Genomic DNA, 23,551 nt, shown 5'->3' with positions numbered 1-23,551 from the left:
CGGTTTTTTGCGATTTTCATTTCAAAAAAACCATCCAATAATGTCGCCATTACTTCACTTTAGAGAACTGGAAATGACGACCCCGACCAAGATACTGTTGCTGACTAGTTCGATCCTCGGCGATGGTGGCCAATCCCGTGGACTGGCCGAGCATTTCAAGCATCAGGTCGCCGAGCGTGGCGATGTGCAGATCACCGAGCGTGACCTGGTGGCCGATGCACTGCCGCATCTGGACAGCGCCGAATTCGCCAGCTGGATGGTGGCCGAGGAGGAGCGCAGCGCCGAACAGCGCGAACTGGCGGCACGCTCCGAGGCGGCGCTCGCCGAGCTGTTCGCTCACGATGTGCTGGTACTGGCGGTGCCGCTCTACAATCTGGGCATTCCATCGCAGCTCAAGGCCTGGTTCGACCGGGTGCTGCGCGCCGGCCAGACCTTTCGCTACACAGAAAATGGGCCGCAGGGGTTGGTCGAGAGCAAGCGCGCCGTGATACTGGCTGCGCGTGGCGGCCAGTACGTCGGCACCGCGCTCGATTCGCAGACGCCTCATCTTCGCCACATGCTGGGGCTGATGGGCATCGAGGAGGTCGATTTCGTCTACGCCGAGGGGCTGGCGATGGGCGATCGACATCGCGAGGCGTCGATCGGCGAAGCCAGGCAGGCGATCGGCCATTACGTTTCATCGCGGCTCTGATCGCGCGGCCGAGAGAAAACTGGGAGAAACTGTCATGCGTCAACTGCTGCAAAACGATGATCTGGGGAAACTGATCATTCGCCTGAGCGTCGGGGTCCTGATTCTGTTCCACGGCATCAACAAGGTCCTTAACCCGGGGAGTTTCGACTGGCTGGGGCAGATGCTCTCGGGCGTCGGTCTACCGGCATTCATCGCCTACGGCGTAGTGCTGGGCGAGATCGTCGGGCCGCTCATGGCGATTCTTGGCTGGCAGGCGCGGATCGGCGGTCTGCTGATGGCGGCCAACATGGTCGTGGCTATCGTGTTGGTGCACCTGCCGCAGTTCTGGACGCTCAACGATCAGGGTGGCTGGACGCTGGAACTGCAGGGCATGTTTCTCTTCGGTGCGCTGGCGGTGATGTTCCTGGGTAGCGGACGCATGGCGATAAAGCCCGACTGATCATGGTCCGGAGGCGTCGCGGCGGCCGTCTTGCTGGTTCGAGGCTTGCTGTGGCGGCCGTCGTCCATGTCTCTTGCGGCGTTGCCCCGCGCGGCATGCCCTTCGGGTGTCGTTCACCGAACGTCGCTGGTGGTCTACCATGGAAGAGTTCAACACACTGACGGATCAGGAAAAATATCATGCAATATCTGCACACCATGGTTCGCGTCAGCGATCTCGATGCTTCCCTGCATTTCTACTGCGAACTGCTGGGACTCGAGGAGATCAGCCGCCAGGAGAGCGAGAAGGGTCGCTTCACGCTGATCTTTCTCGCCGCGCCGGAGGACCGGCAGCGTGCCCGGGAGGAGCGCACCGCGATGCTCGAGCTGACCTGCAACTGGGACCCCGAGGAGTACTCCGGCGGGCGCAATTTCGGCCACTTGGCCTATCGCGTCGAGGATATCTATGCTTTGTGCGAACGCCTTGAGGCCAACGGCGTGACCATCAACCGCCCGCCGCGCGACGGCCACATGGCCTTCGTCCGCTCGCCCGACGGCATCTCCATCGAGCTGCTGCAGCAGGGCGACGCACTGCCGCCGCAGGAGCCTTGGGCGTCGATGGAAAATACCGGCAGCTGGTAAGGGAGTCCATGAAAGGAGCGATCGGATGGCCAGGGCATACTCTCCCATGCCGAGCGCTTCGAGCACGTCACGGCCACATGCAACATGGCCACATGCAACGTGGTACGTGGCGTTTTCAGACAAGCGGTTTGCCGACAGGGTGGCGGGCCATGCGCCAAAGGGTCTACCCTAAAGCTGTTATTCCGGCTTGGAAAGGCTGGCGTCGCGGTGGCGGCTGTCAGCATTCATGTCCCGCCAAGGAGTGGCGTGGTCTCATCACGGCCGGACCGAACGGCGCAATGCAAGCTGGCGAATAGCGTCGGATTGACAACCGGAGCCGAGCGATATCGCCACGACGGCGAATCGAAGACTGCAACCATCCCGGTGGCGGAAGGAGAAAAGGATTTCCATGAACGGCAAGTTCCGTAACCTCGGAAGCTGGCGCGCATTGTCGCTACCCGCCTGTCCGCTACCCGCGGATCGTCAGCGCTATTTCTACACGCTGTCGCAGCTCTACCTGATCGCGGCCGTCGTCTACCTGTTCGATTTCATTCCGATGTTCTGGCTGCTGAGCGATACGCGGCTATTCATCATCAGCGTGACCGGGCTGGGCATGACCGTGGTCGCCCGCGAGCTGCATCGGCGGGGCCACATGGGCGCCGGCGTATCGCTGATGCTGAGCATGATGACGGCGCATATGCTGGCCTCGATCGGCACGTACGGCAGTGGCCTGGGCTTCGAGCTGTATTTCGCGCTGATCCTGCTGGTCACCTACATCAGCGCCTTGCGCCAGATCGCCAAGCTCGGGGTCAGCCTGGCGGTGATGGGCCTGACGACCTATCAATTGATGGGAACCCCCGAAGTGACGCTCGTCGACAGGCTGGGAGGCTGGGCGCCCCAGGTCCTGCTGATCGCCAATCTGGCGACCGTAGGAGTGCTGTTCGCGGTGATTCTGCGCCGCTTGGAGGGGGTTTCCCAACGCCTCGAGATCAGCTATCGGCGTCAGGCCCATCACGATGCCCTGACCGGGGTGTTCAATCGGCGTGCCGTGCTGCACGAGATCGAGCTCGCGCTGGACAATGCGCGGCCGTTTGCGCTGCTGATGATCGACATCGACCATTTCAAGACGATCAACGACCGCTATGGGCACAAGCTTGGCGACCGAGCGCTGTGTCATCTGGTGGAGTGCCTGCGGGTGAGTCTGCGCGACGAGGATACCCTGGGCCGTTACGGCGGCGAGGAGTTCATCGCCGTGCTGCACGGCAAGAGCCATGGCGAGGCGCTGTGTGCCGCCGAGCGTCTGGCCTCGGCCGTGCGCGAAACGTCCTACGCGCTTGAGAGTGGCGCCTTGAACATGACCCTCAGCATCGGTGTGGCGGTCGATGGCGAGGCCCAGGATATCGACAACCTGATCGCGCTGGCCGACCGGCGACTCTACCAGGCCAAGCGCGACGGTCGCGACCGGGTCTGTGGCACCGACACCCCGGCGATGCAAGGCGAGATACCGGTGGTGCTCGACAGGGCGGCCGAACAGATGCGCGCGGTGTTCGAGCGGGCCAGCTGACTCGCTGCCCTGCGGTCGCTTACAGCGCGGCGATCTTGTCGCGCTGTTCGGCGAGCGCCGCGCGGCTGGCCCTGGCCTCGGCCAGCTTGGCGCGCTCCTTGTCGACCACCGCGGCGGGCGCCTTGGCAATGAACCCTTGGTTGCCGAGCTTCTTCTCGATGCCGCCGATGAACGCATCCTGCTTGTCGAGCTCCTTGGTCAGGCGCTTGAGTTCGGCGTGCTTGTCGATCAGCTCGGCCATCGGCACCAGCACTTCCATGTCGCCGACCAGTTGCGTCGCCGCCAGCGGCGCCGCGGCCGGATCGTCGAGCCAGCGGACGCTTTCCAGCTTGGCGAGCTTGGCGAGGAACACCCGGTTGGCGGCGAGGCGCTCGCGGTCGCCTGCGCTGCCCTTGGCCAGCAGCACGTCGAGCGACTTGCCCGGTGCCAGGTTCATCTCGGCGCGAATGTTGCGCACCGCGACGATCACCCCCTTGAGCCACTCGATATCGCGCTCGGCCTGCGCGTCGCGCTTGTCGGCATCCGCCTGAGGCCATGGTTGGCTCATCACCGACTGCGCGCCGTTGCCATCTGCCTTGCCGGCCAGCGGTGCGACCCTTTGCCAGATCTCCTCGGCGATGAACGGCATCATCGGCTGGGCCAGGCGCAGGATCGTCTCGAGTACGTGCACCAGCGTGCGCCGAGTGCCCCGCTTGGCGGCGGGCGAGGCGTTGTCGGTCGCTCCCGACATCCTGTCTCCCGCGACATTGGCACTTCCCTGTGCGGCATCCCACAGCACCGGCTTGGAGAGCTCCAGATACCAGTCGCAGTATTCGTTCCAGACGAATTCGTAGAGCGCCTGCGAAGCCTGGTCGAAGCGGTATTCATCGAGCGCCTTGGTGATCTGGGTCGCGGTGTGCTGCAGACGCGAGACGATCCAGCGATCCGCCAGCGACAGCTCCACCGCCTGGCCGTCGTCGCCCAAGTCCTGGCCCTCGGTGTTCATCAGCACGTAGCGCGAGGCGTTCCACAGCTTGTTGCAGAAGTTGCGGAAGCCGTCGAGGCGGCCCATGTCGAACTTGATGTCGCGTCCGGTGGTGGCCAGCGACAGGAAGGTGAAGCGCAGCGCGTCGGTGCCATGGGGCTCGATGCCCGCGGGGAATTCGTCGCGGGTCGCCTTGTCGATGGCGCGCGCCTTGTGCGGCTGCATCATGTTGCCGGTGCGCTTGGCGGCCAGGCTTTCCAGGTCGATGCCGTCGATCAGGTCGATGGGGTCGAGCACGTTGCCCTTGGACTTGGACATCTTCTGGCCCTGGGCGTCGCGCACCAGGCCGTGCACGTAGACCTGCTTGAAGGGCACCTCGCCGGTGAATTTACACGTCAGCATGATCATCCGCGCGACCCAGAAGAAGATGATGTCGAAGCCGGTGACCAGCACGCTGGTGGGGTGGAAGGTCTTAAGCTCCTCGGTCTGTTCGGGCCAGCCCAGGGTGCCGAAGGTCCACAACCCGGAGCTGAACCAGGTGTCGAGCACGTCGTCGTCCTGGGTGAGGATCACCTCGGGGGCCAGGTCGTATTTCTCGCGCGCCTCGGCCTCGCTGCGCGCGACGTACACGCCGCCCTCGGGGTCGTACCAGGCGGGGATGCGATGGCCCCACCACAGCTGGCGCGAGATGCACCAGTCCTGCAGGTCGCGCATCCAGGCGAAGTACATGTTCTCGTAATTCCTGGGCACGAACTCGATGTCGCCATTCTCCACCGCCGCGATCGCCGGCTTGGCCAGGCTCTCGACGGCGACGAACCACTGGTCCGTCAGCAGCGGCTCGATGACGTCGCCGGAACGATCGCCATAGGGCAGGGTGTTGGTGACGCTTTCGGTCTTCTCGAGCAGCCCGGCTGACTGCATGTCGGCGACGATCGCCTCGCGGGCGGCGTAGCGGTCGAGCCCCTGGTAGGCGGCGGGCAGGCCGGGGTCGATGTCGGCGTTGGGCGTGCCGTCGAGGTTGAAGACCTCGGCGGCGTCGCGGATCTGCGCGTCGGGGGTGAACACGTTGATCAGCACATGGCCCTGGCGCTTGCCCACCGCGTAGTCGTTGAAGTCGTGGGCGGGGGTGATCTTCACGCAGCCCGAGCCCTTGTCCATGTCGGCGTGTTCGTCGGCGACGACGGGAATCCGCCGGCCGACCAGCGGCAGTTCGATGAATGTGCCGACCAGCGAGGCATAGCGCGGGTCGGCCGGGTTGACCGCCACGCCGGTATCGCCGAGCAGCGTCTCCGGGCGGGTGGTGGCGACGACGAGATAGTTCTTGCCGTCGTCGGTGGTCGCGCCGTCGGCCAGCGGATAGCGGAAGTGCCAGAACTGGCCCTGCTGCTCGCGGTTTTCCACCTCGAGATCGGAGATCGCGGTGTGCAGCGTCGGGTCCCAGTTGACCAGGCGCTTGCCGCGGTAGATCAGGCCCTCGTCGAACAGCCGCACGAAGACTTCCTGGACCGCCTTGTAGAAGCCGTCGTCCATGGTGAAGCGTTCGCGGCTCCAGTCGACGCTGGCGCCCATACGGCGCAACTGCCGGGTGATGTGGCCGCCGGACTCGGCCTTCCACTCCCAGACCTTGTCGATGAACGCCTCGCGGCCCAGGTCGTGGCGGCTCTGGCCGCTCTCGGCGGCGATCTTGCGCTCGACCAGCATCTGGGTGGCGATTCCGGCATGATCGGTGCCTACCTGCCACAGCGTGTTGCGGCCCTGCATGCGCTGGTAGCGGGTCAGCGTATCCATGAGGGTGTCCTGGAACGCATGGCCCATGTGCAGGCTGCCGGTGACGTTGGGCGGCGGGATCATGATCGAGAAGGGCTGACCTTCGCCCGAGGGCGCGAAACGGTTGTCGGCTTCCCAGCGCTGGTACCAGCGGGTCTCGATCTGTTCGGGTTGGTAGGTCTTGTCCATGGAGCGCTCTTGTGAAGATGGCGGCATCGGCCCGGCGGCCCGGCTAAGTTGTGCAAGTGAGCGGCGCGGCGGGCTCGGCCGAACGGCTGATGAAAATGGGCCCGATTATAGCGCCCGGGGTCGGCAACGTCATGAGTGGCCAGAAAGCTAGGCGCCTACAGCTTGTGCGCCTTCACCGGGTAGCCGCGCTGCTTGTAGGTCTGCCAGCAATCGCGCTTGGCAGTGAGGATGGCCTGGTGCTGGTTGATGATCTCGGCGACCCGCTCGAAGCGCGAGAACCATTCGGGGATCGTCAGACTCAGGTTGAGCATCGCCTCGCTGCCCGGCGCATCGAGGGCCGGCTCGGGCAGCGCCTGCCAGCCGATGGTCACCGGCACGTCGTGGCCGCTGTCGCTCAGCGCGTGCGGCACGTAACTGTCTTCGCGAAAGGTCCACAGCCGCTCGTCGAACGCCTGGGCCTCGTCCTCGTCCTGGGTGTGCACGTGCAGCCGGTAGCCCTTGCGGTAGATGGTCTCGGCCAGCCGGCAGGCGAAGTCGAGGCGCGCCTCGCGGGTGGTATCGGGCAGGATGTAGAAGTCGACGTGGGTCACGGCTAGGGCCTGATGATGGGCTATGGGCTATGGGCTACGGGCTATGGGCTACGGGCTACGGGCTACGGGCTACGGGCTATGGGCTATGGGCTATGGGGGCGTGGGAGGGAATTTATTCCCGATGGCGGTGGGCACTGTACCTCCCCGGCCATACCGGGCGCCTGACGGCGCCAATCGGGAACAAGTTCCCTCCCACAAAGGCCCCTGACCATGCTCCTGAGCCACCTTCATCGGGAACAAGTTCCCTCCCACCCGGCTGCGAGTCGGCGCTGTACTGCTCGCGACTCGCAGCCCGTCGCCCGATTGCGAGGGCTTACGCCAGGCGCGTCAGCCAGCCGTGGGTATCCTCGCGGCGTCCGTACTGCAGGTCGAGCAGCTGGGTGCGCAGGCGCTTGCCGATCTCGCCGCCGCCGTCGACGAGGCGGATGCGCTCGTCGTCGCTGACCAGCTCGCCGATCGGCGTGACCACCGCCGCGGTGCCGCAGGCGAAGACTTCTTGGATCTCGCCGGAGGCGGCGCCGTCGCGCCATTCGTCGATGCTGATGTGGCGCTCTTCCGGGGTCAGGCCCTCGTCGCGGGCGAGCTGCATGATCGAGTCGCGGGTCACCCCCTCGAGGATGGTGCCGGTCAGCTGGGGCGTGACGACTCGCCCGTCGCGGTAGACGAAGAACAGATTCATGCCACCGAGCTCCTCGACCCACTTGTTCTCCACCGCGTCGAGGAAGGCGACCTGGTCGCAGCCATGCGTCTCGGCTTCCTTCTGGGCGGCCAGCGAGGCGGCATAGTTGCCGCCGCACTTGGCGAAGCCGGTGCCGCCGGGGGCGGCGCGCTTGTAGTTCGACGACAGCCAGATCGACACCGGCTTGACGCCGCCCTTGAAGTAGGCGGCCGCCGGCGAGGCGATCACGTAGTAGTCGACCTCCTTCGACGGGCGTACGCCGAGGAACGTCTCGCTGGCGATCATGAACGGACGCAGATAGAGGCTGGTCTCCTCGGCGGCGCTGGCCGGAGTGGGCACCCAGGCGTGGTCCTGGGCGACCAGCGCCTTCAGCGAGCCGATGAAGTCGTCGTCGCTGAGCTCGGGCAGCGCCAGGCGACGCGCCGAGGCGCGAAAGCGCGCGGCGTTCTTCGCGGGGCGGAAGGTCCACACCGAACCGTCGGCATGCCGGTAGGCCTTGATGCCTTCGAAGATCTCCTGGGCGTAGTGCAGCACGGCGGCGGCGGGATCGAGGGTCAGCGGGCCGTAGGGGCGCACCTCATGAGCGTGCCAGCCGTCGTCCGCGGTCCAGCGGATATGCGCCATGTGGTCGCTGAAGTGGCGGCCGAAGCCGGAGTTACTAAGGATCTCGTCGCGGATGGCGGCATCCGTGGGGTTGGCATTAGGCCGTACGTCGAAGCCAGAGGTGGTCACCGGAAATCTCCGTTACAGGGCTGGGCCCCGGCGAGCGGCGAATCGCCGGGCCGTGGGACCGTTGCGGTTGGACGTTGCCACGCGGCTTCTGGGTGGGCCGGCGTGGCGGACAATGCAGCGAGAATGCCATACACGCCCCGTGTCGTAATGGACAATGAAATTAGCATGCGAACGACGCGCTGCGAAGTGTCGCTCGTCGCAGTTGTTACTCGGCCTTTTCCGGGGTCTCGTCCAGCTCGGCTTCGCGATCCAGCAGGTATTGGGTCAGCAGGCCCACGGGGCGGCCGCTGGCGCCTTTCTGCTTGCCCGAGGCCCAGGCGGTACCGGCGATGTCGAGATGCGCCCAGGGGTAGGTCTGGGTGAAGCGCGACAGGAAGCACGCCGCGGTGATCGAGCCGGCCGGGCGCCCGCCGATGTTGGCCAGGTCGGCGAAGTTGGAGTCGAGCTGGCTCTGGTAGTCGTCCCACAGCGGCATGTGCCAGGCGCGATCCCAGGCGGTTTCGCCGGCGTCGAGCAGGTCCAGCGCCAAGTCGTCGTCGTTGGAAAACAGCCCGGTGGCATGATGGCCCAGGGCGATCACCGCCGCGCCGGTGAGGGTGGCGATGTCGACCACGCTGGCCGGCTGGTAGCGCTCGGCGTAGGTCAGCGCATCGCACAGCACCAGACGGCCTTCGGCGTCGGTATTGAGCACCTCGACGGTCAGCCCCTTGAGGGTCTTGATGATGTCGCCGGGCTTGGTGGCACGGCCGTCGGGCATGTTCTCGGCGCTGGCGACGATCGCCACCACGTTGATCCGGGGCTTGAGCGCGAGCAGCGACTTGACGGTGCCGAACACGCTGGCGGCACCGCACATGTCGAACTTCATCTCGTCCATGTCGGCGCCCGGCTTGAGCGAGATGCCGCCGGTATCGAAGGTGATGCCCTTGCCGATGAGCACGTGGGGCGCCTCTTCAGCGTCGTCGGCGCCCTGGTAGCGCATCACGATCAGTCGCGAGGGCTCTTCGCTGCCGCGGCCCACCGAGAGCAGCGAATGCGCGCCGAGCACCTCGAGCGCTTGCTCGTCGAGGATCTCGACGTCGAGCGCGCCGGCCGAAGCGTGGCCGAGTTGCTCGGCCTGCGCCGCCAGGTAGCGCGGCGTGCAGACATTGCCCGGCAGGTTGCCCAGGGTGCGTGCGTAGCTGACGCCGTCGCCGACGGCGCGGCCGATCCGGGCGCCGTGTTCGCTGGCGGCGGCTTCGGCGGTGTCGCTGATCAGCAGGCTGACCCGCGACAAACGCGGAGCCGGCGCGGGCTCGGACTTGAATTCGCTGAAGCGATAGATGGCGCGCTGCGCGGCTTCGGCCGTCGCGCGGGCTTTCCAGTCAGCGTCGCGGTCGGGCACGGGCACGTCGCCAAAGGCCACCACGGCCTCGTCGAGCGGCAGTTTCACCAGCGCCTGGAAGGTGGCGTCCAGCGCGCTGCGCAGGCTGGCCTCGTTGCACTTGGCGCGCGTGCCGAGGCCGACCAGCATCAGGCGCTCGGCGGCCAGGCCCGGCGCGAAGGGAATCAACTGCACATTGCCGAGCCCGGCAGCGAAGTCGCCGCGCTCGATCAGCTGGCCGATCAGGCGCTCGCTGGCGTCGTCGAGCTTGGCGGCTACCGGGAGCAAGTCACCATCGGTGAATACCGGAACCACGAGGCAGGCCGTCTCGACCTTGGCCGGGTTGACGGTGAGAACAGGAAATTCCATGACATCTCCACGACAGATATTGTCCGCGACTGCCTTGCTGGCGAGACAGGCGAGCGGGGATTCTGGATAATGCCGACACTGACACGTGGCACGTGGCCGGCTGAACTCCCCCAGTGTACGCAAGGCAGCCCCGCATTGCATGGACCGTCAGCCTGCGCTGACCTGGGCACAGGCCAGCAGGGGAGCCATTTCGGGAGACACTTTTGATCATCTTTCGCTACCTGACACGCGAGATTCTCACCACCATGGTCGCCGTTGCCGGCGTGCTGCTGCTGGTGATCATGGGCAACCGCTTCATCCGCTACTTTAGCGATGTGGCGCAAGGGGACTTTCCCGCCAGCCTGCTCGGCACATTGATGCTGTATCAGTTGCCGAGCTTCATGCAGCTACTGCTGCCGCTGGCCTTCTTTCTGGCCATCCTGCTCGCCTACGGCCAGCTCTATCTCAACAGCGAAATCACCGTACTGATGGCCTGTGGTGTCAGCCCGCGCAAGCTGTTGCGTGTGGCATTATGGCCAGCCGGGATCGTGGTCCTGGTGGTGGGAGCATGCAGCCTATGGCTGACCCCGGCAGGGGGGCGCTACAGCGAGATATTGATCGAGGAGCAGCAGAGCCGGCTGGATTTTTCCGCGCTCACGCCGGGGCGCTTCCAAGATTTCGGCGATGGCCTTACCGTCTATACCCAAGCGTTCAACGATGACCAGACGGAGATGCAGCAGGTCTTCATCAGCGAGCGCCAGCGGCGCGACGACGGCACCCCCGAAACCGTGGTGACACGGGCCGAGGGCGGTTACCAGACGACCGACGAGGAAACCGGCAGCCGCTTTCTGGTGTTGACCGACGGTGAACGCTACAGCGTCGAGCCGGGACGCAACATCGCCGAGCGGCTGGAATTCGGCACCTATGCGGTGCGTCTGTCACGCGTCGCGCAGATGGCTCAGCTCGACGATGAGGAGTACGCCTCGACACCGGCGCTGGTTGCCTCGGGCTCCGGCGAGGCGCTGGCCCAACTGCAATGGCGGCTGAGCATGCCGCTGATGATTCCCATCCTGACCCTGATCGCGCTCCCGCTATCACGCGCCAATCCGCGCCAGGGGCGTTTCGCCAAGCTGCTGCCGTCGATCTTCCTGTATATCTGCTACATGAGCCTGCTGCTGGCGGCACAGGACGCCATCGCCAGGGGGCAGTTATCGGCGACGGTGGGCCTGTGGCCGATCCATATCGCTTTTCTCGCGTTCGGCTTATGGCTGAATCGACTCAGGCGTCCACGCCGGAGGCGCGCCTCATGAAACGTCTCGACCGCTACACGGCGCGAAATGTGCTCGCCGCGATGCTCGTCGTCCAGGTCCTCCTGATGGGGCTGGACACGGTGATCAACTACATTTCCGGGCTTGAGGACGTGGAAAACCGCTACGGTGCCTTCGAAGTGCTGTTGTATACCCTCATGCGATTGCCGTGGCGTTTTTATCAGTACGCGCCGGTGGGCGTCCTGCTCGGCGCGTTGATCGGGCTGGGTGCCATGGCGTCGAATAACGAGCTGACCGTGATGCGCGCGGCGGGATGGTCGCTGGCACGCATCATCTGGGCGGTGATGAAGCCGCTCGGACTGGTGATCCTGCTGACCATGGCGGTCGGTGAATACGTTGCGCCGATTACCGAGCAGTACGCCGATTCATGGCGGGCGGAACAGCGCCAGGGGGATAATGGCTTGGCTGAACGGGGCGGCGGCTGGCAGCGTGAAGGCAACGATTTCTACCGCTTCGTCTCGATGCGCTCCGACAATACCCTGATCGGCGTCCTACGCTATCAATATGACGGCCAACGCCTGGAAAGTGCCCTGTATGCCGAGCGCGCCGTGCCGATGAAAGGCGGATGGCAGTTGCAGGACGTGCAGGTGACCCGCTTCGAGCCCGACCGTACCGTGACCGACACCTATGCCAGCGAGCCCTGGCAGACATCGCTCGACCCGGAACTGCTCAAGCAGATCATCATCGACCAGGACAGTCAGTCGATCTCCGATCTATGGCGCTATGGCCGCTATCTCAATGCCCAGGGTACCGACGCCACCGACACCTGGCTGTACTTCTGGCAGAAGCTGCTGCAGCCGCTGGTGCTGGCGGGGCTGGTGCTGGTCGCCGCCTCGTTCGTGTTCGGACCGCTCAGAAGCGCTGCCGCCGGCACGCGGGTCTTCTACGGCACCCTCGTCGGCTTGACGTTCAAATACCTGCAGGACCTGCTTGGCCCAGCCTCGACGATCTTCGGTTTCTCGCCGATCTGGGCGGTACTGACGCCCACCCTGGCCTGTTTCCTGGTCGGGTTTTTCCTGCTCAGGAGAGCGGAATGAGGGTGGTAGCGTGTCATTCCCTGTAATTTCCCATCTCATTTAGCCTTGGCCAGCGAGTGCCACCTTGGGTGGTGGGCTCGCTGGACGCTTTCCTTAGCGGCATGCTGAACTTCCCTTGTGCCTGGAATTTTCATATTTCGGTGTGCCCGTCTGCGCTTATTCCGATATATTAAGAAAATATTAAAATTTTATTAAAGATGGCGAAGGGGCAGGGCAATGGCATTAGGCATCCAGCGGGGAGGTATGCAACGGTGCCGACCGCAGTTCCTGACTGCCCGCTTCGACGGGCCGGTAGCCTTCTCCAACTCGGGATGGCAGTGGTGGCTTGGCGAGGGGCAGGCACATCGGCCAGCGCAGACGATCGATCATCATTTTCATGCCGGCGCCGGGTCCGGCGTTACCCTGTTACGTGAGAAAGCCGCGAGGTCGCGCCGACTTTATTCTCTTGCGCCGCCGAGCTTGCCGGCAACACCGCGTCACTTCGTCAAACAGATGGCGGTATCGCCGCGCAAGAGGCTGGGAGCGCTGCTGGGGTGCAGCAATGCACTGCTCGGGTTCAGCCACGGCACGGCGGAGCTCGCTCATAACCTGGCATTGCACGAGCGAACGGTGCATGGTGTCCGGACCTTTGCCTTTGGCGAGTACTTCCGGCACGGCCTGCCCGTACAGCAGGTATTGCTGCAGGAATATCTGCTCGGTTGGCAGCCGTTCAACGTCGTCTGGCAGGCGCATGAGCACGAGGCAACCCGACGCCATGCGCTACTGTCGAAGTTGATCGCCATGTTGGCGTCGTTGCGCGATGCGGGCATCAGTCATCTCGATCTTCATCCCGGCGATGTCATGGTGTCGCCCGATCCTCAGGCACCGCTGCGCGCGATCGACTGCGGACAGATGAGCATGGCGGCCGATCCCGCCATCTTGACGGCTATGCATCTTAGCGTGTTCCTGCATGAACTCAATGGCAAGCGTCTCTTGCCGTCACCGCAGCTTGAAGAGAGTGCCCGAACGCTGCTGTACCGTCTCGTAGGTGGCGAAGCCGAGTTTGCTGGCGCCGAGCGGCTGGTGTCGCTGCTCGTGCGCTATTCGAGCAAGAAGCCGTTCTCGAGACGTCGGCTGCTGCAGCGCAGACGAGAACGGCTCGATACCAGCATCATCGAGACGCGTCTGCAGGCCCTCTCCCATAGTCGCAGTCTTCCTGCCCAGGTTGCCCACGCATCGTCTATCGGCAGTCGGCAGGAGTTACGGCTTATTGCGTCTATCGAGGACGTGGTGACCATGGCGCCTTGAACCGATCAGGCCGCGCGTCCGAACAGCCCCTTGAGCCTCTTGGTAAACTGCTTGAGTGGGCGGCGTTCGTTGATGACCGCGATAAAGACCTTGCGGTAGTGCCCTGGCGGACAACTGATCTCGCGTACACCATGCCAGGAATTACCACGTCGGGTGAACAGCAAGCTGTAGTTGCCCATCGCATGGGATTCGGTAGCGCTGTCGAAATCCTCGAAGGCTGGCGCACTTTTGCTGTCGAAGCGGCCATTGTCATCGAGCACCACGGTTTGCCCGCCCCAGACGGGCTGCCAGTCGTCTTCGCCATTGAAGTAGAAGATGTGCGAGCCCAGCTTTTCGCGGGCGTCACAGTGTGGCGAGACCGAACAGCTAGCCGGCGTGTAGTGCCAGTGAAAGCGCAGGCTGAAGGCCTGGGTGCCTAACATGCGTGCCATGAACTGCCGATAGTGCGGTCCGTGCAGTTCCTGCATGAAGGCTTGCCAGTGCGGCGAAAGTTCAATATCCGGCGAGTATTCCAGCGCCAGGCGGTCGTGGGGTTGCTGACCGTAACGACGCATCTTGCCGAATACTTCCTCGAAGTGCTCGGCGGCGGGCAGGCTGTCGCGCAATGCCGCGTAGCCTTCCTCGGTCAGCAGGCCGGCCGGGTTGGCCCATGGATAAGGGGGACGTTGCTGGAACGCCTTGGCATCCATGTGCTCCAGTGCGTCGACATCCAGATAACGCATGACATGTTCCTTCCTTCAATAATCACTGATGATCAATTTCTGTCTGCTGGCGAATCAGCCATGAACTTGAACGTGCGGCCTCAGGATGCCAGGCGGCGCAACAGCGTCGCGGGTAAGCGCCTGGCCAGCGGTGAGCGTATCAGGCGCAGATAGGCGGCGGACCCGAGCTGGCGGCGTGCATGCCAGCACAGGTCTATCCAGCGTTCGGTCATGACCCGTGTCAGCGCCTCGGGCACATGGCGTCGGCTACGCCGGTTGGCGGCGTCGAGCCGAGCCAGCCACTGATCGGCCCAGCCGAGATATTCTTCGTTCAGCGCCGCGCCGAGTTTCTTGGGCCGCGCCAGCGCATAGTGGCGATCGAGATCTGCCTCGCTCGGGACGAGTCCCGTCTCGATGAGCGCCCGGCGACAGATCTCACGCTTGCGCTCACGGCCTAATGCATCGGTCTGCTTGGTGAAGCGTCCGCTGTGTTCGCGTCCGCAGACCAGGATGTCAGCGAGGTTGGCCATCCGCTGCGTCCGCGACAGTCGCTGGTGCAACTCGTAGTCCTGACAGCGCGGAAAATCCTCCCTGTAGCCATGCTCGCGCAAAATAGCCGTGCGCGCCATGATCGTACGGTTGGTCAGTGCGCAGTAGAACGCCAGGCTGGCGGCGACGTCATCGGCGGCTAACGGCTGGCGCCGCACGCGCTTGAGATGCTGTCCCTGATCGTCCATGAAATCGCAGGCGCTGCCGACCTGCGCCAGTTCCGGATGGCGGTCCAGGGTCTCGACCTGGCGGGCGAGCCGATTCGGCCATGACTTGTCATCGCTATCGAGCAGGGCGATATATTCTCCACGCGCCAGCTCTAGGCCGCGGTTGCGGGTTGCCGGAATGCCCAGATTGCGCGCATTGCCCTCCACGCGCATGCGTGGATCCCGGTAGCGCGACAGGACCTCGAGAGTGGCATCGGTCGAGCCATCATCGACGATCAGCAGTTCGAAGTTCTCGAATGTCTGCGCCAGGATGCTGTCGACAGCCGTCGTGATGTAAAGCTGGCGGTTATGTACCGGAATAAAGACCGTGACGCGCGGCGTGCTCATCGGCGCTCGCGCCAGTAATGCTCGCCGGCGCGCTCGCTAATGCTCTCTACCGTGGCGCTGACCTCGTCGGCGACATCAACGCGCTGACAGCGTGGGGCGGTGCTTTTCGATGCCTCGCTCGATACATCGCGGACATCCTCAACTAGATTGCGCATGGCGAGCACATTGTGCAGGCGCTCGGCACTGCGCGGTGCGGGCACCAGGCCCAGGCAGAAGGCGCGATCGTAGAGCCGACCTTTCCAATCCTGCTGGCGATGGGTGCCGCGGGTTCCGGTCGCCTGTGTGCGCCCGTGCATGAACGCCTCAAACCGATGCCCGAAACGACTCCATGATGTCGGCGGCAATGCGAGCGGAAAGACATGCACCGGTTTTTTGGTCCGAATGGCTTCGGCCTGCATCGATACGCTGTCGCCTGACACGACGAATGCGTCGCACAAGGCCAGATAGGCCCGGTAGGGGTTGTCTGCACCGTCTTCGTGGTGCCAGGCGTAGCGATAACTGGGAACATCGATGCCAGCGAAAAAGGCGTCCGCCGCGTCGGGTGGCGTGCGCGGGCTGGTGGTGATCAGCAGTGACCCTCCGCGAGCCTTGGCCAGGCGACAGGCGGCCTGAGCCATCGCACGGGCAACGGTGGCATCGAAGTGCTGCGTCTTCGTTGCGCCGCCGACCAGCACGCCGATACGGGGCCGGGGAAGATCGTCGAAGCGCGCTTGCCAATCCGCGGCGGCCTGATCGAGCGCCGCAGGGTCGGGCGCGTTGAGAGGCAGGAGGTTATGGATGACATTGTCCCGTGCCGGCAGGCCATACTGAGGCGTGGTGATGATCAGATCGAACCAGTCCAATGGCGCGCGCGGGCGGCCGAGGAAAATCAGCTGTGTGCGTCCTCCTGACTGCTGCTTGACCCAGCGTGCTGCGCCGACACTGCGCCGGCCCGTGCTCAGGATCAGATCCGGCCAGGGGGGCTCGAGGCGATCGGACTGGGTCAGATCGATGTTGGCAAGAGATGGGCGGCTGAACAGCGCGGGTCTTGGCGCAGACGGTTTGAAGTTCAGCCGTTTTTCCTCGCTGGGCCAGCCCAGTCGCTGTGCCAGCAGCGACAGCTGCGCATTGTCACCGTGATGCCGGCCCAGCAACAGCCATACCCGTGGAACGCGACCATGCCCCTGGCGTGCGCCGCTCAGTCCGGACTGGACGCACTCTCTCATGCCGGTTCCCGTGCGCTGGATATCAAGATGCCAGACGAGATCGGGATAGGCCCCGCTGATGCGGCGCAGCTGTTCGCGCCACCAGTGGGTACGGTAGAACGGCTGATCGTCGACGCGCCGGGGATCGGGGAGCTGAATGCCGACATAGAGTAAACAGCGGGCGCGCTGAGCCAATTCTCCCATGAACCAATGGATGTCTTCGGCGGGAAGATGTTCGAGCACCCCTGTGACGGCGACACCATCGAAGGCGGCATCCACCGCAGCGTCGCGCTCAGGATGCCAGAGCTGGCTCGCTTCCAGATTGAGCGGCGAGGGCGGCGCGGTCTGCCGAGCGGGCCGGCACCATAACAGCGAGGCGGCGTCGCACTCGCTTGCCAGCTGTGCGGCGCGGCGGCTGCTGCGCAATGCTTCATCGGCGTTATCAGGTGTTTCGAGCGCTTGCAGCGCCTGCTCGAACCAGGGGCTTGGCGCCTGGCGGGAAAAGGGTCCGTAATACTGAGCATCCGCTTCCTGCTCCAGGCGGTGCCATAAATCGCCCAGCGCGTTGGGATGATAAGAGTAGATCCTCGGCGTCGGCTGCCAGGGCTGCTGGTGCAGCGCGGTATAGTGCAGCACATGGGTCCGGTTGTGTTCGTACTCCTCGTCGCGGGCGTTCCAGTGGCCGTCGAGTTCGCCCCACAGGCCGGGCTGTTCGGCCGGCGTGTCGGTCAGCGTCTTCTTGGCGGCCTGCCTGGCCTGATCGAGGTTCCACCACTGCGCCATGCGGGCGCAATCCATCACCATGACCGACGTGTCCTTGGCCGAGATGGCAAGATAGCCATGTTCGGCCATCGGCAGGTCGAACAGCACGGCGGGATCGGTGAAGTAGATCTGGTCGACGTCGTTATAGATGGCGCGCCCTTCGCGGCCGGCGAAATCGGGAATCGCGAAGCGGTAATTGGTGAAGCCGGTGCGCCATGTCGACTGATCGAAACCGGCGATATCCTTCATCAGGTAGATGCGGTATTCCCGTGCAGGATCGCGTACGCGTTCGACCGAATAGAAGAATATGCGCTGGGCTCTTACCTGGGCTTTCTCGGTGCCCAGGAAAATGCGCACCGGAGGACGCGGCGAGGGTGCTGAGGTCAACGCCGGCAGTATCACGCAGTGGGGCTGATGCGAGGTATCGGCGCGCTCGACTCGAATCGGTCGGGCGGCGATGGTCAAGGTCTCCTCGTTGAGACATGAAGCATTGCTTGTCAACGGAAAATCCCCTTCATTAAGCGCGCCTAAAGCGGTTTGTTGGCATGCTACACTACGATAAATCAAAAAGCAGCGTTGGCGCCGATTCGACCATGAGCCCGGTTTTTGCGTGACACAACAACTCCCCAGGATTGCCCTGCTATTGCCTTCGCTTGCTGCCGGTGGCGTAGGCCGTTCGATACTTCATCTGGCTGAAGCGTTTTGCGCTGCCGGCCATCCGGTGGATCTGGTGCTGTGTCGTGCCGAAGGCCCTTATCTATCGGCGATACCGGCAGGCGTCAACATCGTGACGCTACAGCCACGGAGCGGTCTAGTCACACGGCTGGAGCTCGTTCGCATGGACCCCGCCGGCCTCACTGCATTGGCGCGCCCGGTGCTGCTGACGCGGCATCCGGCGCCCGTCCAGCCCTATCTGGCCGATCTGGCTCGTTATCTGGCCGGCGTGCGCCCGGCGGCGCTGCTCGCCGCCAAGACGCCCACCAATCTGCTGGCGCTGTGGGCTCGGCGCTTGAGCGGCGCGCCCACCCGTGTCGTCATCAGCGAGCATACTCAGCTTTCTCGGTCCATCATGCTCAGCCGCAAGTGGCGCTGGCGTCATATTGCGCCGCTGATCGCACGCACCTACCCACGGGCCGATGCGATCACTGCGGTTTCCGATGGTGTCGCCGATGATCTGGCGATTACCGCCGGGCTGCCGCGCGGCGCCATCGATACCGTCTACAATCCAGTGGTCACGCCGGGGTTGGCGGTCCGTGCCGCCGCGCCGGCACCGCATCCGTGGCTGGAGGATGATGGATCACCGGTCATTGTGGCGGCGGGGCGACTGGTGCCACAGAAGAACTTTACGTTGCTGCTGAACGCCTTCGCCCGGCTGCGTGAACAGCGTGCGGTGCGGTTGATAATCCTGGGCGAGGGGCCCGAGCGGCCCCGGCTTGAAACGCTGACCCATACGCTGGGAGTAAGTGGCGATGTGGCACTGCCCGGCTTCGTGGATAACCCCTATGCGGCCTTTTCCCGGGCGGCGCTGTTCGTGCTCTCTTCCGATTACGAAGGGCTAGGCAATGTCTTGATCGAGGCGCTGGCCTGCGGCTGCCCTGTGGTGAGCACGGACTGCCCCAGCGGTCCGACGGAAATCTTGCAGGGCGGGCGCTTTGGCGAACTGGTGCCGGTAGATGACATCGAGGCGCTGACCGCGGCCATGACGCGCACGCTCGATGCGCCGCTGCCGGCGGAGACGCTGCGCCGGCGCGGTGGCGAGTTCAGCCTGGAACGCAGCGCCAAGCGCTATCTGCAACTGCTGTTGCCGACCGAGTTTGCCCGGACAGAGAAACTGAACCCTGACGGAAAGGCGAGTTCAATGTGACGGCCAGCAGCGAAACGACGGCGCAAGGCATCCTATCCATGCCTACGCCGTCGTCGAATCGGTTCAGGCGGGTTGATATGCAAGATTGTTGTCGCCGATCTCGACCGTCACCAATTGCCCCCGTTCGAGCCGATAGACCCGGTCGGCGGCGCGCATCAGCGCCGGCTGGTGGGAGACGGCGACGATGGTCAGTTCGCTCTTCAGGCCTTGCAGGGTCTTGCTGATCGCTGCCTCCGCTTCCATGTCGAGCGCGCTGGTCGCTTCATCGAGAATCAGCAGTTTGGGACGGTGGGCCAGGGCGCGGGCAATGACGATGCGCTGACGCTGACCGCCCGACAGTCGTGAACCGCGCTCGCCCACCGAAGCATGAATCCCCTCGGGCATCTGGCTGACGAATGCCCAGGCGTCGGCCTGGCGCAGGGCGCGTTCGGCGTCCGCCTCGGTCAGCGTGGGATCGCCGAGCGTCACGTTGGCGAGCACGCTGTCGTGCAGCAGCAGCGTCTCCTGCGGCACATAGCCGATCAGGCGGCGCCAGGCGAGCCGGTCGAGCCGGTCGATCGGTACACCGTCGATCCGCACCTGGCCGGCGCTGGGCTCGAGCAGCATGCACAGGATATCGAGCAGGGTGGTCTTGCCAGCGCCGGAGGGGCCGATCAGGGTAGTGAACGAGCGCGCCGGGAGGGTCAGGTCGGTCACGTTCAGAATCGCGTGGTCGCCGTAATGAAAGCGCACGCCCTCGAACGTGATCTCCCGCTCGAGGGTCGGGCGCAGATCACCGCTGACCGGCTCGGCATTGTCGCGTGCTGCCTGGACCGCATCCTTCAATGCCCAGTAGGCGCTTTCCTGGGTCTGCATCTGCTGATAGCGACGCTGCAGCTGGTTGAGCTGCATGACCACCCTTGCCAGCAGAAATACCATCACCATCACAGACGGTAACGAGAGGCCCCAAACGACGAGGGCCAAATAGAGGCCCACGGCGACGAACAGCGTCAGGATCGGCTCCTGAATGGCCTTCATCCCCTCGCGGGCCAGCACCTGGCGCTCCATGGCGCGGTTGAGCTTATGGGTCTGGCGCTTGAGCAGCGCATCGGCGACATCGTAACGCGCCATCGCCTTGAGCGGTTTGACCGAGCCCAGCGTATCGGTCAGGCGTGAAAGTAGCTCACGCATCAGTCGGGTCTGCTTCTTGCCGGCGCGCTTGGAGGCGCGGACCAGTCGATACAGCATGATCGACATCAGCACGCCGAGTCCCAGCGAGACCATTGTCGCCTGCCAGCCGATCATCAGCGCGACGATGGCATAGACGACCACCTGAATGAAAAGTGAGATGACGTTGGCGCAGTGCTCGTAGCCGGTCGCGGCACGGGTGGCCTCGGTAGCCACCGAGTTGGCCATGCCGCCGGCGGGCTGGCGCAGGTAATGCTCCCAGCGGCTGGCCAGCAGCGAATGGATCAGTTCGAGGCGCAGGTCGGTGGCCACCCGGGCGACGGTATAGCCGACCTGACGGTTGGCCAGCAGGACCAGCGCACTCTTGACCGTCATGCCGATAACGATGATCGACAGGATGACGCCGACGGTGGTCGGCAACCCGATGGCATCCATGGCGGCGAGGACCTTCTGCGAAAAGGCATTGGGTTGCTCGTTCTCGCCGAGCGCCACCGATAGCAGCGGCAACACAGTGGTCAGGCCAATCCCTTCAGCGATGCCTGCAAATAGCAGGCAGATCAACATGATGACCGTGCGTTGGGGATAGAGGCGAAAGAATGCGAAAAGCAGGCGCATGTGCGAATCCGTGGGCGTTCGTTCGTGGCGACCGCCGGTGCTCACTCGCTCCCGTGACGGTCGAGCATCGGTTTCAAGGCAGCGAAGGCGTCGATGATCTGGTCGATCTGGGCGATGTCATGGGCCGCGCTGACGCTGATGCGCATCAATGCCTGGCCGCCCGGCGTAGCCGGCGGCAATACCAGATTGACATAGACGCCCCGGTCGAGCAGTCCGTGCCAGAAGGCGACGCCCTGCTGGGGCGATCCCAGCAGGGTGGCGACCACCGGGCCAGGCTCTGGGCCCAGTTCGAAACCGAGCCGTGCCAGTCCGTGATATAGCCGCTCGGCATTGGCCCACAGGCGCTGGCGGAGTTCGCCTCGCGAATGGACGATCTGCAGGGCGGTGCGTACCGACGCGATCGTCGCCGGGGAGGGCGAGGCGGTGAAGATGTACGGGCGGCTGGCGTAGCGGATCATGTCGAGCTGCGGATGATGGCTGGAGGCGAAGCCGCCGATGGCGCCCAGGCTCTTGCTGAAGGTGCCAACCACGAAGTCGACGTCGGCCTCGACGCCTTCGGCTTCGGCCAGGCCGCGCCCATGGGCGCCCAGCACTCCCAGCGAGTGGGCCTCGTCGACCAGCAGGTAACCCCCATGGCGGCGCTTGACGGCGACGATCTCGCGCAGCGGTGCCTGATCCCCCAGCATACTGTAGATGCCTTCCACCACGATCAGGGTATTGGCGGTGCGCTCGCCCAGACGGCGCAGGCGTTTCTCGAGGTCACTCGCATCATTGTGACGAAAGCGAATGATGTCTGCGCCAGTGAGGCGGCAGGCATCGTAGATGCTGGCATGGCAGTCGGCATCGAGCACGATGACGTCGTCGGCACCGGCCAGGGTGCCGATCAGGCCGAGATTGGCCACGTAACCGGTGGAGAACACGACCGCCGAGGGGCGCGCAAAGAAGCGCGCCAGTTCTTCCTCGAGACGGGTGTGGCTGGCGTAGCTGCCATTGGCCATACGTGACCCGGTGGTGCCGGTGCCTTCTCGATCAAGAGCGTCGTGTGCCGTCGCGATGCAGTCGGGGTCGAAAGTCAGTCCCAGGTAGTTATTGGTGCCGGCGAGGATCACCGACCTGCCGTCTACGCGCCCTTCGGTGGGCGAAAGGACTTCATCGATGCGGGTACCAATCGGGCTCGGTTCCTGCTGGATCAAGGCGTGGCGCGCATCGCTCAGGGACTGGAATTTATCGAACAGAGACATTATCGGCTCTCGAGCAGCTTGTTGATCGCCTGGGCCAGCTGGTTGGGCGTGCGGATATCGGCGAGGACGTTCAGAGGAACGGAGATATCGAATTCGTCTTCGGCATCCAGCATGAGATCCATTACTTTGACCGAGTCGAGCCCCAGCTCACTGACCATATCGACGTCGGGACGCAGATTGCTGTCAGGCGGCGCCAGGCGTTCGAGGTGCGTCATCAACCGCTCGAGAACCTGTTCATGTTGCGGCATGCGTGCTATGTCCGTTGCTGGCGGCGTGCGCCAGATTGAATGTAATGAAAAAGCAGGGCAATGGAAAAGCCGACAGCTGGTCAGTCCGCCGCCCACTGCCGGCGATCGCCAAGCGCCTGCTCCAGCGTAGTCTGCGGTACCCACCCGGTCGCGCGGGTGAATGCGTCATTATGGCATGTCCAGTCGAGATGTCTCAGCTCGCGGAACTTGCCGGGCGTGAGCATCGGCGAACGGTGCAACGCGCGTGCCAACAACAGATTGGCCTGCGCCATGCCGTGCAGTATGCCGGCAGGAATCGGCAGACGACGTACCGGCGCGCCACGCACGGCAGCGCCGATCGCGGCGATGTGCGGCCAAGTGTAGCCGCCAGGGTAGCCATCGTGAAGCTCGAAAGGACCGCCTTCGGCGGGAGCGTCAGCCGGGGAGTGACGCAGCCAGGCTATCACTGCGGCCACCAGGTCGTCGACGTGCAAAAACGACAGGCGCGCCTCGTGCGGGCCGGTCATCGGCAGCCAGCCGCGCATCAGCATCTCGAACAGGGGGCGCAGCTCGCGATCCCCTGGCCCGTAGACCGCCGTGGGGCGAAATACCGTCACCGCCGGCCGCGCTGACGATGCGACTCCTCGTTGCTCCGCCTGGCGCTTGGAGGCGGCGTACCAGGAGAATTCCGCCTGGCGCTTGGAGGCGGCGTACCAGGAGAGTTCCGCCTGGCGCTTGGAGGCGGCGTACCAGGAGAGTTCGGGATGGCGCGCGGCCAGCGAGGACATCAACAGCAGGCGGGCGCATCCCTGACGCTGCGCCGCCTCGAACAGCCGACGGCTGCCCTCGACATTGATGCGCCGGAAAGTGGCGTCATCGGCGCCACGCACCGCGCCGGCACAATGGATGACGGCCTCCGCCCCATCGACCAGCTGCTCCAGTGCCGCCGTATCGTCGAGCGACCCGCTGACCCAGCGGACATGCGAACCTTCCGGCTCGGCCGGCAAGCGCCGCGTCAAAGCACGCACTTGCACACCATCGCTGACCAGCCGGGCGAGCAGCCGGCGGCCGATGAAGCCGGTGGCCCCGGTAAGCGCGACACGCGTGGCCATG

Annotated in this window: 19 protein-coding genes; 8 read left to right on the top strand and 11 right to left on the bottom strand. The window is 64.4% G+C overall.

From position 1 onward, the window contains the following. The first annotated feature begins 73 nt into the window (after window positions 1-73). The 4 genes from K7I12_RS07400 to K7I12_RS07385 all read left to right on the top strand — a co-directional run bounded on the left by K7I12_RS07400 (window position 74) and on the right by K7I12_RS07385 (window position 3,293). Window positions 74-691 (top strand): FMN-dependent NADH-azoreductase, encoded by a 618-nt coding sequence (locus K7I12_RS07400; protein WP_031382494.1) that lies wholly within the window; start codon window positions 74-76, stop codon window positions 689-691. Between the two features lie 34 nt (window positions 692-725). Further along, entirely contained in the window at window positions 726-1,130 is a 405-nt protein-coding gene (locus K7I12_RS07395) for a DoxX family protein (RefSeq protein ID WP_031382495.1), read from the top strand. A 179-nt stretch (window positions 1,131-1,309) separates the two neighbouring features. After that, a complete protein-coding gene (gloA, locus tag K7I12_RS07390; RefSeq protein ID WP_031382496.1) occupies window positions 1,310-1,750 on the top strand; it encodes a lactoylglutathione lyase in 441 nt (146 codons plus the stop codon). A gap of 388 nt (window positions 1,751-2,138) precedes the next feature. Beyond that, window positions 2,139-3,293: a GGDEF domain-containing protein gene (locus K7I12_RS07385; protein WP_051907319.1), complete on the top strand. Its 1,155-nt coding sequence runs from the start codon at window positions 2,139-2,141 to the stop codon at window positions 3,291-3,293. A gap of 19 nt (window positions 3,294-3,312) precedes the next feature. On the opposite strand, the gene K7I12_RS07380 is transcribed toward K7I12_RS07385, so the two are convergent. From K7I12_RS07380 to K7I12_RS07365, 4 genes are all read right to left on the bottom strand, one after another. Then, window positions 3,313-6,213, bottom strand: coding sequence for a valine--tRNA ligase (locus K7I12_RS07380; protein WP_031382498.1), 2,901 nt, complete (start codon window positions 6,211-6,213; stop codon window positions 3,313-3,315). A gap of 155 nt (window positions 6,214-6,368) precedes the next feature. Next, window positions 6,369-6,803, bottom strand: coding sequence for a DNA polymerase III subunit chi (locus K7I12_RS07375; protein ID WP_031382499.1), 435 nt, complete (start codon window positions 6,801-6,803; stop codon window positions 6,369-6,371). Between the two features lie 313 nt (window positions 6,804-7,116). Beyond that, complete coding sequence (locus K7I12_RS07370; RefSeq protein WP_231663753.1) at window positions 7,117-8,214, bottom strand: branched-chain amino acid aminotransferase; 1,098 nt, start codon at window positions 8,212-8,214, stop codon at window positions 7,117-7,119. A 205-nt stretch (window positions 8,215-8,419) separates the two neighbouring features. Then, window positions 8,420-9,943 (bottom strand): leucyl aminopeptidase, encoded by a 1,524-nt coding sequence (locus K7I12_RS07365; RefSeq protein ID WP_231663752.1) that lies wholly within the window; start codon window positions 9,941-9,943, stop codon window positions 8,420-8,422. Between the two features lie 203 nt (window positions 9,944-10,146). Between K7I12_RS07365 and lptF the strand changes: the two genes are divergently transcribed. The 3 genes from lptF (at window position 10,147) to K7I12_RS07350 (ending at window position 13,574) form a co-directional block, all read left to right on the top strand. Further along, the gene (gene lptF, locus K7I12_RS07360) at window positions 10,147-11,232 is read left to right on the top strand and encodes an LPS export ABC transporter permease LptF (protein ID WP_231663751.1); all 1,086 of its coding nucleotides are present in this window, start codon (window positions 10,147-10,149) and stop codon (window positions 11,230-11,232) included. Beyond that, window positions 11,229-12,287, top strand: a complete 1,059-nt coding sequence (gene lptG / locus K7I12_RS07355; RefSeq protein ID WP_231663750.1) for an LPS export ABC transporter permease LptG — start codon at window positions 11,229-11,231, stop codon at window positions 12,285-12,287. The genes lptF and lptG overlap by 4 nt, the downstream gene beginning before the upstream one ends. 216 nt (window positions 12,288-12,503) lie before the next feature. Continuing rightward, window positions 12,504-13,574, top strand: a complete 1,071-nt coding sequence (locus K7I12_RS07350; RefSeq protein WP_231663749.1) for a lipopolysaccharide kinase InaA family protein — start codon at window positions 12,504-12,506, stop codon at window positions 13,572-13,574. 5 nt (window positions 13,575-13,579) lie between these two features. Here the strand turns inward: K7I12_RS07350 and K7I12_RS07345 are convergent, their stop codons facing one another. From K7I12_RS07345 to K7I12_RS07335, 3 genes are all read right to left on the bottom strand, one after another. Continuing rightward, window positions 13,580-14,296, bottom strand: coding sequence for a hypothetical protein (locus K7I12_RS07345; protein ID WP_231663748.1), 717 nt, complete (start codon window positions 14,294-14,296; stop codon window positions 13,580-13,582). 80 nt (window positions 14,297-14,376) lie between these two features. Next, window positions 14,377-15,378 carry a glycosyltransferase family 2 protein gene (locus K7I12_RS07340; RefSeq protein ID WP_087718478.1) on the bottom strand — a complete coding sequence of 334 codons (1,002 nt, stop codon included), beginning with the start codon at window positions 15,376-15,378 and terminating at the stop codon, window positions 14,377-14,379. Then, window positions 15,375-17,789 carry a mitochondrial fission ELM1 family protein gene (locus K7I12_RS07335; protein ID WP_231663747.1) on the bottom strand — a complete coding sequence of 805 codons (2,415 nt, stop codon included), beginning with the start codon at window positions 17,787-17,789 and terminating at the stop codon, window positions 15,375-15,377. Before K7I12_RS07335 ends, K7I12_RS07340 begins: the two co-directional genes overlap by 4 nt. 145 nt (window positions 17,790-17,934) lie before the next feature. Between K7I12_RS07335 and K7I12_RS07330 the strand changes: the two genes are divergently transcribed. Then, window positions 17,935-19,188: a glycosyltransferase gene (locus K7I12_RS07330; RefSeq protein ID WP_231663746.1), complete on the top strand. Its 1,254-nt coding sequence runs from the start codon at window positions 17,935-17,937 to the stop codon at window positions 19,186-19,188. Window positions 19,189-19,251: 63 nt separating this feature from the next. Here K7I12_RS07330 and K7I12_RS07325 read toward each other — a convergent pair whose 3' ends face one another. From K7I12_RS07325 to K7I12_RS07310, 4 genes are all read right to left on the bottom strand, one after another. After that, window positions 19,252-20,970 carry an ABC transporter ATP-binding protein gene (locus tag K7I12_RS07325; protein WP_231663745.1) on the bottom strand — a complete coding sequence of 573 codons (1,719 nt, stop codon included), beginning with the start codon at window positions 20,968-20,970 and terminating at the stop codon, window positions 19,252-19,254. A gap of 41 nt (window positions 20,971-21,011) precedes the next feature. Continuing rightward, complete coding sequence (gene spt / locus K7I12_RS07320) at window positions 21,012-22,211, bottom strand: serine palmitoyltransferase (protein ID WP_231663743.1); 1,200 nt, start codon at window positions 22,209-22,211, stop codon at window positions 21,012-21,014. After that, complete coding sequence (locus K7I12_RS07315) at window positions 22,211-22,459, bottom strand: acyl carrier protein (protein ID WP_231663742.1); 249 nt, start codon at window positions 22,457-22,459, stop codon at window positions 22,211-22,213. Before K7I12_RS07315 ends, spt begins: the two co-directional genes overlap by 1 nt. Window positions 22,460-22,539: 80 nt before the next feature. Then, window positions 22,540-23,550, bottom strand: a complete 1,011-nt coding sequence (locus tag K7I12_RS07310) for an NAD-dependent epimerase/dehydratase family protein (RefSeq protein ID WP_231663741.1) — start codon at window positions 23,548-23,550, stop codon at window positions 22,540-22,542. Window position 23,551: the final 1 nt, after the last annotated feature.

The organism is Halomonas sp. IOP_31, from assembly GCF_021151495.1.
Lineage (GTDB): Bacteria > Pseudomonadota > Gammaproteobacteria > Pseudomonadales > Halomonadaceae > Modicisalibacter > Modicisalibacter zincidurans.
Note: the sequence above shows the minus strand (reverse complement) of the source record. Positions and strands in the feature narration are given on the sequence as shown.